The organism is Epibacterium sp. Ofav1-8, from assembly GCF_022348185.1.
Taxonomy (GTDB): Bacteria; Pseudomonadota; Alphaproteobacteria; order Rhodobacterales; family Rhodobacteraceae; genus Epibacterium.
In genome coordinates this window covers 23,712-40,010 of record NZ_JAKRFD010000006.1, presented here as the reverse complement: position 1 = coordinate 40,010, position 16,299 = coordinate 23,712, and the positions used below count along the sequence as shown (strand labels likewise).

Below are 16,299 nucleotides of genomic sequence, written 5' to 3'. Positions count from 1 at the left end.
ATCAACTGAGGCACAAAGCAGGCCCGCGGTGCCGCAAAGAGCGGCCTGAGCCCGCGGTCACGGTTGCTTATGACTTCTCAGCAACGTGAAAACACCACTCGCCACAACGACGACAGAGCCAAGGATCGTCATCAGATCCGGACGCTCGCCAAAGACCATGACGCCCAGCGCCATGGCAAACACCAGACGTGTGTAGCGAAACGGCGCCACCACGGAAATTTCCCCCGTCCGCATCGCGCCAGTGAGCGCCATATAGGCCAACACGCCCACACTCACCGCCGCGGCAAGCGCGCCGCTCTGCCCCACGGTGGGCCAGACCGCGCCACCGGTCCAGATCAACAGGATCGCCCCGGCAATCACCAGCATCGCAAAGCCAAAAATGCCCAGTTGTGCGTTGCTCATGGTCTTTGGCGCTGCCCTCGTGGCCAGATCGCGCCCCGCAAACCCAAGCATGCCTGCGACCGCCAACAATGAGGTCGCTTCAAAGCCGCTCATTCCCGGACGCAGGATCATCAAAACACCGACAAATCCAAGACAGATTGCAAGCCAGCGCCGCCAGCCCACCGTCTCGCCAAAAAAGACAACCGCACCGGCGGTGACCACAAGTGGCGTGGCCTGCAAAATGGCCGAGGCCAACGACAACGGCGCGAGCACGATCGCCAGCGTGAAAAACAGCCGTCCCGAAACCTCGGCCACACAGCGCCACAACAGCGGGCGCGTGCAAAAGCCCGGGTGCCACAAGGAAGCCCCCTGCGCACGCGCCATGGCGGCAAAGATCGCCATGCCGCCCAGACCAAAGACAATCAGCACCTGCCCCGTGGGCATCGCGCCTGCTACCGATTTGATGATCATATCCTCGACTGCAAAAGCCGCCATCGCCAGCGCCATCAAAAGGCTGCCACGCAGGGTGTCCCGATCCATAAAAAATCCCGAAATTGAATGACCTTATCTACAATGGTACGCGCTGGAGCAGGCAAAGAACAAGCCCGCGGCGTCAATCTGCCGCGCGGAACAGACCCGCGTTCCGGTAGTGATGCATGTTCAGGAAGGCCGCACCGGTCTCAAGGCTGCGGTACCCATGCGGTTGGTCAGCGGCAAACCTCAGCCCCTGCCCCGGCTCCAACGCGACCCAATCGCCGCCCCGCAGCACCTCCATCCTGCCCTCCAGCACAAAAACCTCTTCGGTGACGCCGCTGTCGTGGGGCTGCGAGTCATGGCTTTGGCCGGGTTTCAGGCTGACATGAAACGTCTCCGCCCCAAGCTGTGGATCAAAGGGAAAGACGATCTTGACCGAGATACTGCCGGGAAACTGCACCGTGCGATAGACCTCGCCGCTCATCCCCGAGGGGCGCGTACTCTCTTCGATCAGGGCCGTCAGGGGCAGGTGAAACCCTTTGGCGATCTTCCAGAGCGTGGCGATCGTCGGGCTTGATTCGCCACGCTCGATCTGCCCCAGCATGGCCTTGCTGACGCCGGTAATCTCGGCGGCACGTGACAGGCTCAACCCCGCGGATGCGCGAATATCCCGCAAGTTCAACGTGATGCTTTCGTCGCTCATGCCACTCCCTCTGGTTCGAGTGGCCAATATTCCACCGCTCGAAAGCCACTCCAAAAAAGGCTTGTGCGTTATAGCGCACGAACTGTAGTGTGCGCTATAACGCACAATACCTACCCCAGCCATCGCCCGAGGAAAACCCGCATGCTGAGCAGATTAAAACTCTCCCATCTCGCTGCGGGAGCGATCGTGGTGCTGGTGGGCTATACGAGTTCTGTCGCGATCATCTTTCAGGCCATCGAGGCGGTGGGCGCGACACAGGCACAAGCCAATAGCTGGCTGGTGGTACTGGGGCTTGGAATGGGGCTGACCAGCCTGATCCTATCGCTGTGGTTTCGGATGCCGATCCTCACCGCCTGGTCGACACCCGGTGCCGCGCTCTTGGCCACTGGCTTAAACGGCGTTCCGATCTCCGAAGCGGTGGGAGCGTTTCTGTTTTGCGGCGCGTTGCTGACACTCACTGGCCTCACCGGTTGGTTCGAGCGCCTGGCCCGACTGATCCCGGACGCGCTGGCCAATGCCCTTCTGGCCGGAATCCTGTTCCAATTTGGGCTTTCGGCCTTTGCAGCGCTTGGCGAGGATGCGGCCCTGGTGGGCGTCATGGGGGCGACCTTCCTCGCTGGGCGGGTCATGTTTCCCCGCTACACCATTCCCGCCGTGCTGGTGGCTGGCTGCCTCTGGGCCGGTTTCTCGGGGTCGTTTGGCGATCTGGAGGCCCTTGATCTCAGCATCAGCATGCCGGAATTCGTCGCACCCGCGTTTTCGCTCCCTGTTCTTATCGGCGTTGGGCTGCCTCTCTATATTGTCACCATGTGCTCGCAGAACATGCCCGGCGTGGTGACCTTGCGCGGCGCAGGCTACACGCCACCGGTTTCCGCCAGTCTGACCGTCACCGGACTGGCCTCGCTGCTCCTTGCACCCTTTGGCGGCTTTGCTTTCAACCTCGCCGCCATCACCGCCGCGATCTGTGCCGGACCGGAGGCGGATGATGACCCCAAGAGCCGCTATCTCTCCAGCGTGGTTGCAGGTGTGCTATACTGCCTCGTGGGTCTCGGCGGCGCGACGGTCATCAGCCTGTTCCTGATTGCGCCCAAGGCGTTGATCGCCACGGTGGCAGGGCTTGCGCTCTTGTCCACCATCGGCAACAGCCTCTCCGCTGCGCTGTCAGACAGCCGGGGACGCGAGGCGGCTCTGATCACCTTCATGATGACCGTCTCGGGTGTCAGTTTCTTTGGAATTGGTGCTCCGTTCTGGGCCTTGCTGATGGGGCTTGCGGTGAATCACCTGTTCAATCCATCGAAACCTCACCCCGTACGCGCCTGACCGGCACCCTGACCATCTTTCGCAAATCCACGAAATCCCAGCCTCAAGAGCAATTTCGTGACCACAACCCGCCCCGACATGTTGCCTTTACTGCGCGAATAGTGTCCCTGTGGGCAAAAATATAGGGAACCAGCATTATGCCGATGTACCGATCAAGAACCTCCACCCACGGTCGCAATATGGCGGGCGCACGCGGCCTCTGGCGCGCCACCGGCATGACCGAGAGCGACTTTGGCAAGCCGATCATCGCGATCGTGAACTCCTTCACCCAGTTTGTGCCCGGCCACGTCCACCTCAAGGATCTCGGCCAGATGGTGGCCCGTGAAGTCGAATCCGCAGGCGGTGTGGCCAAGGAATTCAACACCATCGCGGTCGATGACGGCATCGCCATGGGCCATGACGGCATGCTCTACTCCCTGCCCTCGCGCGAGGTGATTGCCGACAGCGTGGAGTATATGGTCAACGCCCATTGCGCCGACGCCATGGTCTGCATCTCCAACTGCGACAAGATCACGCCGGGCATGATGATGGCAGCCATGCGCCTCAACATTCCGGTGATCTTCGTCTCCGGTGGCCCGATGGAAGCGGGCAAGATCGACATCGAATCCCTCGATGCGAAAAAGGTCGATCTGGTCGATGCGATGGTAGCCGCGGCCAGTGACAAGCTCACCGACGAAGAGGTGCTGCATATCGAGGAAAACGCCTGCCCCACATGCGGGTCGTGTTCCGGCATGTTCACCGCAAACTCGATGAACTGCCTGGCGGAGGCGCTGGGTCTGGCACTGCCGGGCAATGGCTCCACACTGGCAACCCACGCGGACCGCAAGCATTTGTTCCTTGAGGCCGGGCGCAAGATCGTCGAGATCACCAAGCGCCACTATGAGCAGGACGAAAAGGGCTTGCTGCCACGCGAGATCGCCACCTTTGAGGCCTTCGAGAACGCCATGAGCCTCGATATCGCCATGGGCGGCTCCACCAATACGGTGCTGCACCTCCTCGCGATTGCCCACGAGGGCAAGGTGGACTTTACAATGCAGGACATCGACCGCCTCAGCCGCAAGGTGCCGTGCCTGTGCAAGGTCGCTCCCAATACTGAAAACGTCCATATGGAGGACGTTCACCGCGCCGGTGGGATCTTCTCGATCCTTGGCGAATTGAGCCGCGCCGATCTGCTGCACAACGACGTCTCGACCGTGCACAGCCCCACCATGGGCAGCGCCATCGCCAAATGGGACATTGCCGTCGCCAACAACGCCGAGGCCGAAGAGCTGTTCAAGGCCGCTCCCGGTGGTGTGCGCACCACACAAGCCTTCAGTCAGGCCAACCGGTTCAAGGATCTCGACACCGACCGCAAAGGCGGCGTCATCCGCGCCAAAGAACATGCCTTCAGTCAGGACGGTGGTCTTGCCGTGCTGTTCGGCAACATCGCGCTGGATGGCTGTATCGTAAAAACCGCCGGTGTGGATGCCTCAATCCTGAAATTCACCGGCACCGCCTATGTTTGCGAAAGCCAGGATCAGGCGGTCAATGACATTTTGACCGGCAAGGTCAGCGCAGGCGACGTGGTGGTGATCCGCTACGAGGGTCCGCGCGGCGGGCCGGGCATGCAGGAAATGCTCTACCCGACGTCCTACCTGAAATCCAAAGGGCTCGGCAAAGAATGCGCGTTGCTCACGGACGGGCGTTTCTCCGGCGGCACCTCTGGCCTCTCGATCGGACATGTCTCGCCAGAAGCTGCCGAAGGCGGCACCATCGGTCTGGTCGAGCATGGCGACACCATTGAAATCGACATCCCCAACCGTTCGATCCATCTGGCGGTGGATGAGGCCACTCTGGCCGCGCGTCGTGCCGCGCAGGATGAAAAAGGCTGGAAGCCCGCAGCAAAACGCAAGCGCAAGGTTTCCACGGCGCTCAAAGCCTATGCGATGCTTGCCACCTCAGCCGCCAAAGGTGCGGTACGCCAGGTGCCCGAAGACGAGTAAGGCGCTCCTTTGATGCAACACAAAAGGCCCCTCGCGATCTGCGTGTAGGGGCCTTTTTGATTGGACTGCTTCCCCTGCGACGCAGGTGCGTGATCAACACCCCGCTTGATCTGCTAAAATGTCACCTCGCAACAAAGCGCACGCCGGGCGTCAGCCCGGCGCCGGGCCCAACGGGACCATATCATTTCAATGATCGCAGGACGGGCGGGAGCTCCCCCTGCCCCCTTTATCAGTCGCCCAGTTTGGCGTGCAGCTCATCAAGGTCGATCTCACCGATGGGCATTTTATTGGCCGGGTTCTCAAAATCATATTTGAAAGCCTCAAAGTCGCGCTTGTAGATCTCGTAAACCAGATGCATCGACAGGTCGTCGAAGTACTCCTCGACCGGATGAGCGCGCTTGGGGCCGTGACCTTCACTCTCGTTGAAGCGCGGGATCGACGCCAGATCCACCGCATGCGGTGTCTCAACCGCGTCGAGCACATCCTGCATGCCGTCGTTGAACCTCTCGGTCCAGATCACCTTGTCGTAGCGCCCGCCATTCACGATGAAGGTGGACACATGACCCGACGCCGCTGACCAGTGGATGTCCGGATCCATCGGACGGCGCCAGCGGATGGTATCGCGCGCAAACAGCAGAAAGCGCCGAAAGCTCTTGATCTGGTCGAACTCCTCTTTGCCGTCCTCGCCACCGACTTCGATGCCGTATTCGAACATCAGTTTCGGCACCAGATTTCCCCGATAGCGTTTGCCATTGCGCTGGATGCCACAGATCTTGTCGAAGAAAGAACTCAGTATGCGGGTGTAGGGATTGCGCACGCAGGTGAAGGCATAAGTTGCGTGCCCCTTCACATTCGTCTCGATCCGCGGCTTGCTGGCGTCCTGCGCCCATTTGTGCAGCCCGGCGGTCGCGTCATGGATGTCCCCGTCAAAGAACCGGCCGTGATCGGAGTAGAACATGATCTGACCGATCGTGGAACACGCACATTTCGGCACCACGCGGTACACCACGCTTTCGCTTTCTGTCATCCAGGTGCCTGGAAATCCCATCTTTCAGTCGCTCCCCGCGTCACTCTTCCGGCAAGAATGCCCCAGGTGATCGCATTTGCAAAACAATCTGGTTTATTCAGCCCTTGTTCCTCTTTATCAAGGAAACAATCCGACAAAACAGGGTATTGCGTCCCGGACATGGCAAAAATCGCCTATATTCTGCTCTGCCACAAGGATCCGGAGGCTATCATTCAGCAGGCCGAGCGGCTCACCGCGACCGGAGACTGCATGGCGATCCACTTTGATGCGCGTGCAAAGGCACGGGACTATCGCGCCCTGCGTGACGCGCTGGACGACAATCCCAATGTGACCTTCGCCAAGCGGCGGGTGAAATGCGGTTGGGGCGAGTGGTCTTTGGTCCGCGCAACCCTGAACACGCTTCAGACCGCCGTCGCGGAGTTTCCCCGCGCCACCCATTTCTACATGTTGTCCGGCGATTGCATGGCGATCAAAACCGCCGAATATGCCCATGCCTTCCTCGACCGGCAGGACAAGGACTATATCGAAAGTTTCGATTTCTTCGACAGCAACTGGATCAAGACCGGCATGAAGGACGACCGGCTGATCTACCGGCATTACTTCAATGAACGCACGCAGAAGCGACTGTTCTACGGCTCTTATCAGGTGCAGAAATCTTTGGGTCTGACACGGGCCATTCCCGCCGACATCCAGGTCCAGATCGGCAGCCAGTGGTGGTGTCTGCGCCGGCGCACGGTCGAGGCGATCCTGACCATGTCCCGCCAACGGCGCGACGTGATGCGTTTTTTCGCATCGACCTGGATCCCGGATGAGACGTTTTTTCAGACCCTCGTACGGCACTTGATACCGGAAGAGGAAATCGAATGCCGGACGTTGACCTTCCTGTTGTTCAGCGACTACGGCATGCCCGTGACGTTCTACAACGATCACTATGATCTGCTGCTGAGCCAGGATTTCCTGTTCGCCCGCAAGATCAGCCCCGATGCGCGGGAGCTCAAGACCCGCTTGGGCCGGCTTTATGCCGCGCATGACGTCGAGTTTCAGATCTCCAACGAGGGGCGCAATCTCTACACCTTCCTGACCGAACGCGGTCGTACCGGGCAGCGGTTTGCGCCCCGGTTCTGGGAAACCGAAAGCAGCCTCGGACGGGAACGGGAATTGCTGATTCTGACCTGCAAGAAATGGCACGTCGCCAAGCGGATGCTGGACCAGATGCGTGCGCTGACCAACACGCCTGTGATCGAATACCTGTTCAATGAGGAAGGTACGCCACTGCCGGATCTTGGCGGCATTCAACGCACCCTCGAAAAACGCACACGCCATCGGCGGGCGTTGATGCGGATGCTGTTCGACTATTACGAAACCGACAGGCTGATGATCTGCCTCGATCCGTCAGCACTCGACCTGATGCACGACTTCTATTCCGACCGGTCGCATACCCGCCTGTTGCGGATTGATTGCGAGTTTTCAGATGAATATCTGATCGGGCACGCCCACCGCGTCGGCCTTGCGGGCGAGCATACCCCGCCCGCAACCCTGGAACGTCTGCTGCCCACGATCCGCAACGACATCGCCAGCGAGGTCGACCAGATCCGCGACGCTGGGTTTGAACGCCACTGGGCGGTGCAGGAGCGCGCCACGGAACTGGACAATGCCCGCGCCATTGCCCAGTTCCTCGACGTGACGCAGGACACGGCCCTGGAAGTGGCGCGCACACCCTATCTGTTCGCCGACTGATTTATTCGCCAACTGGTCGCTCCGGCCATCTGCGCACAGCCGACGCCGGCCTCACGACAGACGCCACCGCGACCATGTGGGCGCCAAGCCCGGATCAGAGCCCGTGTTTGGCCTTCAACTCGGCGATCACATCCGGATTTGCCGCCATCCATGCATCGAATTTTTCCACCACATCCGGGTGCGTGGCGGACGAAACGTGGTAGTTGGACACGGAATGTGGCAGGCCTTCGTCAAAAACCAGGGCGTCCGCATCCTTGCCAAGATCTGTCAGAACGCGGCGCACAACATCCTGGTTGGCATATGCCCCGTCGATACGACCGGCCAGCGCCTGACGGACCATGCCCGAGAAGTTGGAATTCTCGGTCAATGCAACCGCGCCGCTTTCGATCCGGTCCATCCAGGCAAACGCGGTGAAACCCAACACCGTGCCCAGACGCTTGATCGTGTCCACCGGCTGACCCAGATTTTCGGGCAGCACCATCACACCGTCGATCGCCTCGACCACAGGCTCGGAATAGGTCACGCTCTTGCCCTCCTTGAGGTCGGCAGACCAAAAGGAATTGTCCGGATATTTCAGGTCCACGTCGCCGTTCACCAGCGCCTGCATGAGCCTGGAGATCGGCAGCGCCCGAAAGGTCAGCGTATAGCCTTCGTCCTCGGCAAACCGGTTGAGCACATCCGCCCCAAACCCGGAATAGTTTTCCCCATCCCAGTGATAATGCGGGAGGTATTCGATGTTTTCCACACCGACGACCAGGGTCTCTGCGGAATGCGCCATGGGAACCCAGGACAGGGTCGCAAGGCCGAGCGTCGCGAGCAGCGTTTTCATGATATCTCTCCGTGATGAGGTCTAAGTCACATCAGCAGGGAGTAGCAGTCCGTCGTTACCATCGACTTATGCGCGCCCGGGGGCGAGCCGTAAATTCGGCAATAAAACCAAATAGGACTTTCAAATCAAACCGGCAAACGCGCTGCGGCCGGGCCGCCCCTCAGGGCTTGCGGCGGAACCAACGGCGCAGGCCTCTTGTACGGTCATCAATGGCGTCACCCGCGGCGTAGAAGCCGTCTTCGACGTCATCGAACAGCGGGTCCAAGCGACGGCGCTTGAACCGACGCAACCGCACGAAAATTGCCCAGAAGACGGCGGCGAGCAGCACCAGAATGGAAATAGAAATCCAGTTCACCGGCTTGTCATCCGGCCCGGCAGCGGCCGAGATCGAAACCGCGTTCGGAAACGCCGACAGGAATTCGTTGCGCCAGCCATAGTGCAGGATACGCACCCATTCGGGATTGTCCTTGGTCGAGACCGAGTCGTTGGCTTCGGTATAGAGGTTCGCAGTGTCGAACTTGAAATACGGCGGCCAGCTCCAGCCGGTATCCTCGTTGCGATAGACGATCGCTTTGCCATTCGGACGCACGGCCTGGATGAACTGGACATCGCGATTGTCCAGCGTCGCGCTTTGGGTGTCGGGTTTGGACCAGAAGACACGGGTCCAGTCGCCAAGCTCACGACGCTCCTCATAGGTGTTGACGATGCGCACCACGTCGTATTGCGGCAACGTATAATGCAGGAAGCCTCCGAGCAGGAGCCAGAAGGTCAGAATGAATATCCACTTCACATAGGCCATATCGCCCCTCTCGCAATCCGAACCGCTCTGCGCATTGTCGGGCGAATTGCGCCGCGAAACAATGTCATGGGCCACATATAGCCGGAGTGCCTGGCAGGCTTGGTCCAGGTCAGCACCGGCACACGCTGGATGCAGGTCTCGCGCGTGCCGGTCAAGGTCTTTCAGAGGAATGCGGTGTCACCCAACGACATTGAACTCAGGTCCATAGGGGTATTTGGTGATGTTCTCATTGCCTTCATCGGTGATGATGAGGATGTCATGTTCGCGGTATCCACCGGCACCGGGCTGCCCCTCTGCGAGGGTCAGCATCGGCTCCATCGAGATCACCATGCCGGGCTCCAGCACCGTGTCGATGTCCTCGCGCAGCTCCAACCCGGCTTCACGACCATAGTAATGCGACAGCACCCCAAAGGAATGCCCGTACCCAAAGGTCCTATACTGCAGCAGGTCGCGCTCCTCGAAGAAGCGGTTGATCTTCTGGGTGATCTCGGCGCAGCTGGCGCCCGGTTTCAGCAGTGACATTCCATATTCATGAGCGGCAACGTTGGCCTCCCAGATCCGCAGACTGTCCGCGTCAACTTCCCGGACAAACATCGTGCGTTCCAGCGCCGTGTAGTAGCCGGAGATCATCGGAAAGGTATTGAGCGACAGGATATCGCCGTGCTGAAGCTGCCGTGCGGTGACGGGATTATGCGCGCCATCGGTGTTGATCCCGGACTGGAACCAGACCCAGGTGTCGCGGTACTCGGCATCCGGGAAGCGCCGGGCGATTTCCAGCTCCATCGCATCACGCCCGGCCATTGCCACGTCGATCTCGCGCGCGCCGACCCGGACCGCATCCCGAATGGCGTAGCCGCCCACATCCGCCACCGCGGCACCGGCACGGATCATGTCCAACTCCGCAGCGGATTTATGCATGCGCTGCATCATGGTCGCCTCATAGAGGTCCACCACCTGCGTCGGCGTGAGGAAATGATCCAGCTTGCCCCGCTGCAACAGCGTCAGGTGATCGCTTTCGCACCCCACCACGCGTGAGGGACCGGTCACAGAAAGGATCGCGCGCCAGAAGTTGTCCCGTTGCCAATCCGTATAGGTGATGTTGTCGCAGAACGAACGCCGCCAGGGCTGCCCCGCATCGATGCCGGCGCTGATGGTCACCGCCTGATCCGCCGTCACTACCAGACCATAGGGCCGCCCGAAGGCACAGTAGGTAAAGCCGGAGTAATAAGAGATGTTGTGCATCGAGGTGAAGACGGCCGCCTCGACCCCAAGCTCTGCCATGGTGCTGCGCAGTTTGGCGACTCTGGTTTCATACTCCGCCACAGGGAACTGCAACGGCGCTTTCTCACCATTGTGAAAGCGATACATTTCAGGACGAGCAGTCATGCTGGACTCTCCTTTTGACAAGAAGATCCCGGCGTACAGGATGTGTTTTGGGAATGTGGAACCCGTGGTGCTTCCACGCGCGACGCCATCGCCGGTTCCGCGTGGATACTGTTCGAGAATGTTCCACGCGGCAAGGTTTTTTTCGGTGCCCGCAGCCCGGTCCGCTCAGGCCGTCAGCACCGCAACCAGATCGCTCTCCGGGTCCGCCAGCGGCTCGATCACGTTGAAATGGTGCTTTTCAAAGGCGATGACGTGATCCGCGTCCCAGGCCTCCACCAGCCAGATCGCCTGATCGAGAAAGGCCGGGCGCTCGGCCCCACCGACCCAGACCGTCACATCCGCATCATAGCGGTTCTGCATCTCGACGGGGCTTTCGGCGGCGGCGTCCTCTGCGGTCATGTTGAACTTTTGATTCATGCTGGTCCGCAACAAGGGGCGCAGATCGGACAGCGGCGAAATCGGCACGACGGTTCGAATGCGCTTGCCCACCTCGGCCGGCAGCACGGCCTTGTCGAGCATGCGCGCGACCAGATGGCCCCCGGCCGAATGCCCCGCAAGCGCGATCGGGCCATCGACTTCGCCGGCGATCGCCTGCACCGCCTGCGCCACCTGCTGCGTGATGTCCGCAATCGTCACCGCAGGGCAAAGATCATAGGAGGGCATCGCCACGGCCCAGCCCCTGGCCAAAGCGCCCACCGCAAGATGCGACCACGTGGATTTGTCGAAGTTCAGCCAGTAGCCGCCATGGACAAAGACAAGCACCCCCAAGGGCGCGGATTCGGGCAGGAACAGATCATACCGATGACGCGTTCCTGCCCCATAAGGGATGTCGAGACGGGCACGATCATGCAGGCTGTTACGGAAATCTTCGGCCGAGGCCATCCAGCGCGGCGGATAGTCTGCGGCGCCCTCGATATAGGCTCCGTTGGCATAGGCGTCGTCAAGTTCCATCTTATTCCCTTAATGTGTTAAGTATCTGGACTTATCGCTGTCACTGGACAACATTAGGCCCAACTGCTTTTGATTTGCGAGACTCGAATTTGCGGAGGACACCATGCTAGACGCGACAACCGACCTGAAATCCCTTCTGAAGGATCCCAGCCTTCTGGAGGAGCGCGCCTATATCGGCGGGGCCTTTGTGACGGGCGAAGGCACCTTCGAGGTGACCAACCCGGCGCGCGGCGACGTCATTGCCAATGTGGCCGACGTCAGCCGGATGCAGGCGCGCGACGCCATTGCCGCGGCCAACACCGCGCAAAAAGACTGGGCGAAGTGGACCGGCAAGGAACGCGCGGGCGTGCTGCGCAAATGGTTCGACCTGATGATGGAACACCAGGAAGACCTCGCTGTGATCTTGACCGCGGAAATGGGCAAGCCGCTGGCAGAAGCGCGCGGCGAGATTGCCTATGGCGCGTCCTTCATCGAGTTCTTTGCCGAAGAGGCCAAGCGCGTCTACGGGGAAACCATCCCCGGCCACCAGCGTGACAAGCGCATCACGGTCATCAAGCAGCCCATCGGCGTCGCGGCCTCGATTACGCCGTGGAACTTTCCCAACGCGATGATTACCCGCAAGGCCGGCCCGGCGCTGGCTGCGGGCTGCGCCTTTGTCGCCCGCCCGGCCTCTGAAACGCCGCTGTCGGCGACCGCGCTGGCTGTACTGGCAGAGCGCGCGGGCCTCCCCGCCGGCGTGTTCAGTGTCATTCCCGCCGCGGATGCTGCGGGCATCGGCAAGGAATTCTGCGAAAACCCGATCGTGAAAAAGCTCACCTTTACCGGGTCCACCAACGTCGGTCGCATCCTGCTGCGCCAAGCCGCGGATCAAGTGATGAAATGCTCCATGGAGCTTGGCGGCAACGCCCCCTTCATCGTCTTTGACGATGCCGATCTCGACGCCGCCGTCGACGGCGCGATCATGTGCAAGTTCCGCAACAACGGCCAGACCTGCGTCTGCGCCAACCGGATCTACGTGCAGGCCGGAATCTATGATGCCTTTGCCGCGAAGCTGAAAGAGAAAGTCGAGGCCATGAAGGTCGGCGACGGCCTCGAAGACGGCATCCACTTCGGTCCGTTGATCTCTGACGCCGCCGTGAAAAAGGTCGAGGACCATATCGCGGACGCACGCGACAAGGGCGCCGAGGTGATCCTGGGCGGCAACCCGTCGGAACTGGGTGGCACGTTCTTCCAGCCCACGATCGTCACCGGAGCAACGCCGGATATGGCCTTTGCCCAGGATGAAACCTTCGGGCCGCTGGCGCCATTGTTCAAGTTCGAGACCGAAGACGAGGTGATCGACATGGCCAATGACACCATCTTTGGCCTTGCCTCGTATTTCTATGCCAAGGACCTGAGCCGGGTCTACAAAGTGGCCGAAGCGCTGGAGTACGGCATCGTCGGGATCAACACCGGCATCATTTCAACCGAGCTGGCCCCCTTCGGCGGCGTCAAGCAATCGGGCCTCGGTCGGGAAGGCAGCCACCATGGCATCGAAGACTATCTGGAGATGAAATATCTCTGCATGTCGGTGTAACACCTCAGCAGATCAGGTGGCGGCGGACTCGATCCCCGCCGCCAGACTCTGACACACGCGACGCAGTGCGTCATTCCAGGCAGAGGCCTCGGCTGCTGTCAGATCGTCCCGCAGCACCTCATCAAAGGCCAACAACAACGCGCGCTGCGCCACATACATATGCATCGCGGTCAAACCCAGATGCTGATGCTGGAGCAGAATACGCTCCACCAATGCAGCCAGCTGGCCCTCTTGACCAAGGCTTTTCACACCGCTGACCAGGACCTGGGCAAACATCTCTTTCTGATGCGAGAAGTCCTGCGTGAACAGGTCACGCGTTTCGGGCAGCTCCAGAAACAAGTAGTCATAAAACCTGTCCGTCAGAGCGGCCTTGCGCGCAAACACCTTGCCGATACTGCCCCGCACAAGTCGGGCATCAATCTCATGCAGAATGGCCATGCCCATTCCTGCACCCCCTTATCAGCACAACGATAACGTGATCCGTAGGCTCAAGAGTAGTCAGAATTGGTGAATGCGGCCTTACCCTGCCATCACCAAATCTACAAAAAGTTGTCACAATTGTTTTGCGTCCCGTCGGCAATGCCAAGGCACTGATATTCAACCAACAGGAGCTGCCGATGTCCTTGCGCCTTGTGTGCCTGACTTCCGCCCTCGCGCTGACCGCTGGTTTTGCGCAGGCTGAGAAATCCTTTAACCGGATCGCGTCCTTCCCCGTCATCAAGAACATGGCCGAAGGCGAAGACCAAACCCGTGAAAGCTCGCCAGAGATCATCGACGTCACCGCCGATGGCATGACACTGGTCTACACCGACAGCCCGCTCGGGGTACTCGGCATGATCGACATTACCGACGCCGCCAACCCGGCCCCAAAGGGCAACATCGCACTGCCGGGTGAGCCGACCTCGGTCGCCGTCATCGGCACCATCGCCTACGTCGGCGTCAATACTTCCGAGAGCTACACCCAGCCCTCCGGCCAGTTCATGGCCTTTGACACGACCACTGGCGAAGAGCTTGCCTCCTGCGATCTCGGCGGTCAGCCGGACTCCGTTGCCAAGGCCAAAGACGGGTCCTTCCTGTCCATCGCGATCGAGAATGAGCGCGACGAGGACCTGAACGACGGCGTTATCCCGCAGATGCCGGCGGGCAATCTGGTGATGGTCAACACCACCGAAGGTGGCCTTGATTGCGCCAGCATGAAGATGGTCGACCTGACCGGGCTGGCCGACATCGCCGGTTCCGACCCCGAACCCGAGTATGTGTCGATCAACGGCCTTGGCGAAACCGTTGTGACCTTGCAGGAAAACAACCACATGGTTGTCGTCTCCAAGGACGGCGAGGTCGTCAGCCATTTCTCAGCCGGGTCTGTTGATCTCGACGGGATCGACGCCACGGACGAGCGCGGCGCGCTGATCTTCACCGAGAGCCAGCAGGGCCGCCTGCGCGAGCCTGACGCCGTGACGTGGATTGATGACACTCACTTCGCCACCGCCAACGAAGGCGACTACAATGGTGGCTCGCGCGGTTGGACGATCTTCAACAAAGACGGAACCGTGGTTTACGATTCCGGCGTCGATTTTGAACATGCCATCATCCAGATCGGCCACTATCCGGACAAACGGTCCGATGCCAAAGGCGTGGAACCTGAATCCGTGACCTTCGCCGAATTCGACGGCACGCCCTATGTCTTTGTCGGGGCGGAGCGGGCCTCGGTCGTGGGGGTCTATGACGTGACCGAACCGGCCAACCCGGTTCTGACCCAGCTGCTGCCTTCGGGCACCGGCCCAGAGGGCTATGTCACCATTCCGGAGCGCGGCCTGCTGGTCTCCGCCAACGAGGCAGACCTGATCGAGGACGGCGGCGCGCGGGCGCATGTGATGCTGTTCGAACAGCAGGATGGCGCGCCGGTCTATCCGCATCTGACTTCCGAAGGCGCGGATGACCTGATCGGCTGGGGTGCAATCTCCGGTATGGTCGCCGATGAAGACGGGATGATCTGGGCTGTCAACGACAGCTTCTATGGCTTCCAGCCCTCCATCTTCAAAATCGACCCGTCGCAGACCCCGGCGCGCATCACCGATGTGATCCGCATTCACCGCGCCAATGGCGATGCCGCGCAGAAGCTCGACCTCGAAGGCATCACACTGGACGGCAAGGGCGGCTTCTACGTGGCCTCCGAAGGCCGTACCGAGCGTGCCATTCCGCATGCGATCTATCACGTCACCGCTGATGGTCTGATCAAGACCAACAAGGGCGAGATCACCATCCCGGCAGAACTGCAAGCGGTGGAAAAGCGCTTTGGCTTTGAAGGCATCACCAAGGTCGGCGACACCCTGTGGATGGCGGTGCAGCGCGAGTGGAAAGACGACCCCAAGCACCTCGTGAAACTGGTGTCCTACAACCTGGAGACCAAGGAATGGGGCGCCGTGCACTATCCCAAGGCAGAGCCTGCAACCGGCTGGGTCGGCCTGTCCGAGATCGTGGCACATGGCGACCATGTCTATGTCATCGAGCGTGACAACCAGCACGATGATCGCGCAGTCACCAAGAAGATCTACCGCATCGCCCTGTCTGAAATGACCCCGGCTCCGCTTGGTGGCGAGTTGCCAGTCGTGACCAAGGAAGAAGTCCGCGACCTGCTGCCCGATCTGAAATCCACCGGCGGTTATGTCCTCGATAAAGTCGAAGGGCTGGCTATCATGGCAGATGGCATCGCATGGGTTGCCACCGACAACGACGGCGTCGATGACAGCTCCGGCGAGACCATGTTCTGGTCCTTCAAGGTCGAGTAACCCGCTCGCCCATTCAGCCGACATTCCGACCACGCAAAGAGGCCTCCCAACCGGGGGCCTCTTTCACGTTGTGCACAGGGCGCTTTTCTTTGCCGGTCAGCTTGGCTATGTCTTTTTCACCTCATGAAAGTGAGGTGATATTCTCAGGGCAGGGTGAAAGTCCCTACCGGTGGTCACAGCCCACGAGCGGCCTTTGCCTGCGCAAAGGTGTCAGCAGACCCGGCGCAATTCCGGGGCCGACGGTCATAGTCCGGATGGAAGAGAATGGAGAGCCCCGCACCGCCCCCAATCCGGAGGCGGTACCGGGTCTGTTCGTCTGCCTTGGGTCACATGCGTACCGAGGAA

General features: G+C 60.4%; 13 protein-coding genes and 1 riboswitch. Of the genes, 5 read left to right on the top strand and 8 right to left on the bottom strand.

Features of this window, described 5'->3' with window-relative positions; all coding sequences use genetic code 11:
* Positions 1 to 57: 57 nt before the first annotated feature.
* Positions 58 to 921 (bottom strand): DMT family transporter, encoded by an 864-nt coding sequence (locus MHM97_RS11110; protein WP_239322432.1) that lies wholly within the window; start codon positions 919 to 921, stop codon positions 58 to 60.
* A 73-nt stretch (positions 922 to 994) separates the two neighbouring features.
* A complete protein-coding gene (locus MHM97_RS11105) occupies positions 995 to 1,558 on the bottom strand; it encodes a helix-turn-helix domain-containing protein (protein ID WP_239322431.1) in 564 nt (187 codons plus the stop codon).
* Between the two features lie 141 nt (positions 1,559 to 1,699).
* On the opposite strand from MHM97_RS11105, the gene MHM97_RS11100 reads away from it, so the two are divergent.
* Together MHM97_RS11100 and ilvD are read left to right on the top strand one after the other, a co-directional pair.
* Entirely contained in the window at positions 1,700 to 2,878 is a 1,179-nt protein-coding gene (locus MHM97_RS11100) for a benzoate/H(+) symporter BenE family transporter (protein WP_239322430.1), read from the top strand.
* 137 nt (positions 2,879 to 3,015) lie between these two features.
* Positions 3,016 to 4,860 (top strand): dihydroxy-acid dehydratase, encoded by a 1,845-nt coding sequence (gene ilvD / locus MHM97_RS11095; RefSeq protein ID WP_239322429.1) that lies wholly within the window; start codon positions 3,016 to 3,018, stop codon positions 4,858 to 4,860.
* A 229-nt stretch (positions 4,861 to 5,089) separates the two neighbouring features.
* Here ilvD and MHM97_RS11090 read toward each other — a convergent pair whose 3' ends face one another.
* Positions 5,090 to 5,908, bottom strand: a complete 819-nt coding sequence (locus MHM97_RS11090; protein ID WP_239322428.1) for a sulfotransferase family protein — start codon at positions 5,906 to 5,908, stop codon at positions 5,090 to 5,092.
* Between the two features lie 138 nt (positions 5,909 to 6,046).
* Here MHM97_RS11090 and MHM97_RS11085 point away from each other — a divergent pair, with 138 nt between their 5' ends.
* Positions 6,047 to 7,624, top strand: coding sequence for a DUF5928 domain-containing protein (locus MHM97_RS11085; RefSeq protein ID WP_239322427.1), 1,578 nt, complete (start codon positions 6,047 to 6,049; stop codon positions 7,622 to 7,624).
* Between the two features lie 94 nt (positions 7,625 to 7,718).
* On the opposite strand, the gene MHM97_RS11080 is transcribed toward MHM97_RS11085, so the two are convergent.
* From MHM97_RS11080 to MHM97_RS11065, 4 genes are all read right to left on the bottom strand, one after another.
* Entirely contained in the window at positions 7,719 to 8,453 is a 735-nt protein-coding gene (locus tag MHM97_RS11080) for a substrate-binding periplasmic protein (RefSeq protein WP_239322426.1), read from the bottom strand.
* A gap of 160 nt (positions 8,454 to 8,613) precedes the next feature.
* Positions 8,614 to 9,252, bottom strand: coding sequence for a DUF1523 family protein (locus MHM97_RS11075; RefSeq protein ID WP_239322425.1), 639 nt, complete (start codon positions 9,250 to 9,252; stop codon positions 8,614 to 8,616).
* A gap of 177 nt (positions 9,253 to 9,429) precedes the next feature.
* Positions 9,430 to 10,638 carry an aminopeptidase P family protein gene (locus MHM97_RS11070; RefSeq protein ID WP_239322424.1) on the bottom strand — a complete coding sequence of 403 codons (1,209 nt, stop codon included), beginning with the start codon at positions 10,636 to 10,638 and terminating at the stop codon, positions 9,430 to 9,432.
* A gap of 165 nt (positions 10,639 to 10,803) precedes the next feature.
* Positions 10,804 to 11,589, bottom strand: a complete 786-nt coding sequence (locus tag MHM97_RS11065; protein ID WP_239322423.1) for an alpha/beta hydrolase — start codon at positions 11,587 to 11,589, stop codon at positions 10,804 to 10,806.
* A gap of 103 nt (positions 11,590 to 11,692) precedes the next feature.
* Between MHM97_RS11065 and MHM97_RS11060 the strand changes: the two genes are divergently transcribed.
* Positions 11,693 to 13,165: an NAD-dependent succinate-semialdehyde dehydrogenase gene (locus MHM97_RS11060; RefSeq protein WP_239322422.1), complete on the top strand. Its 1,473-nt coding sequence runs from the start codon at positions 11,693 to 11,695 to the stop codon at positions 13,163 to 13,165.
* A 12-nt stretch (positions 13,166 to 13,177) separates the two neighbouring features.
* Here MHM97_RS11060 and MHM97_RS11055 read toward each other — a convergent pair whose 3' ends face one another.
* The gene (locus MHM97_RS11055) at positions 13,178 to 13,603 is read right to left on the bottom strand and encodes a globin (protein WP_239322421.1); all 426 of its coding nucleotides are present in this window, start codon (positions 13,601 to 13,603) and stop codon (positions 13,178 to 13,180) included.
* A gap of 179 nt (positions 13,604 to 13,782) precedes the next feature.
* Here MHM97_RS11055 and MHM97_RS11050 point away from each other — a divergent pair, with 179 nt between their 5' ends.
* On the top strand, positions 13,783 to 15,954 hold the full coding sequence (locus tag MHM97_RS11050) for an esterase-like activity of phytase family protein (RefSeq protein ID WP_239322420.1): 2,172 nt from the start codon (positions 13,783 to 13,785) through the stop codon (positions 15,952 to 15,954).
* Positions 15,955 to 16,089: 135 nt separating this feature from the next.
* A riboswitch (FMN riboswitch) is annotated at positions 16,090 to 16,224 on the top strand.
* Positions 16,225 to 16,299: the final 75 nt, after the last annotated feature.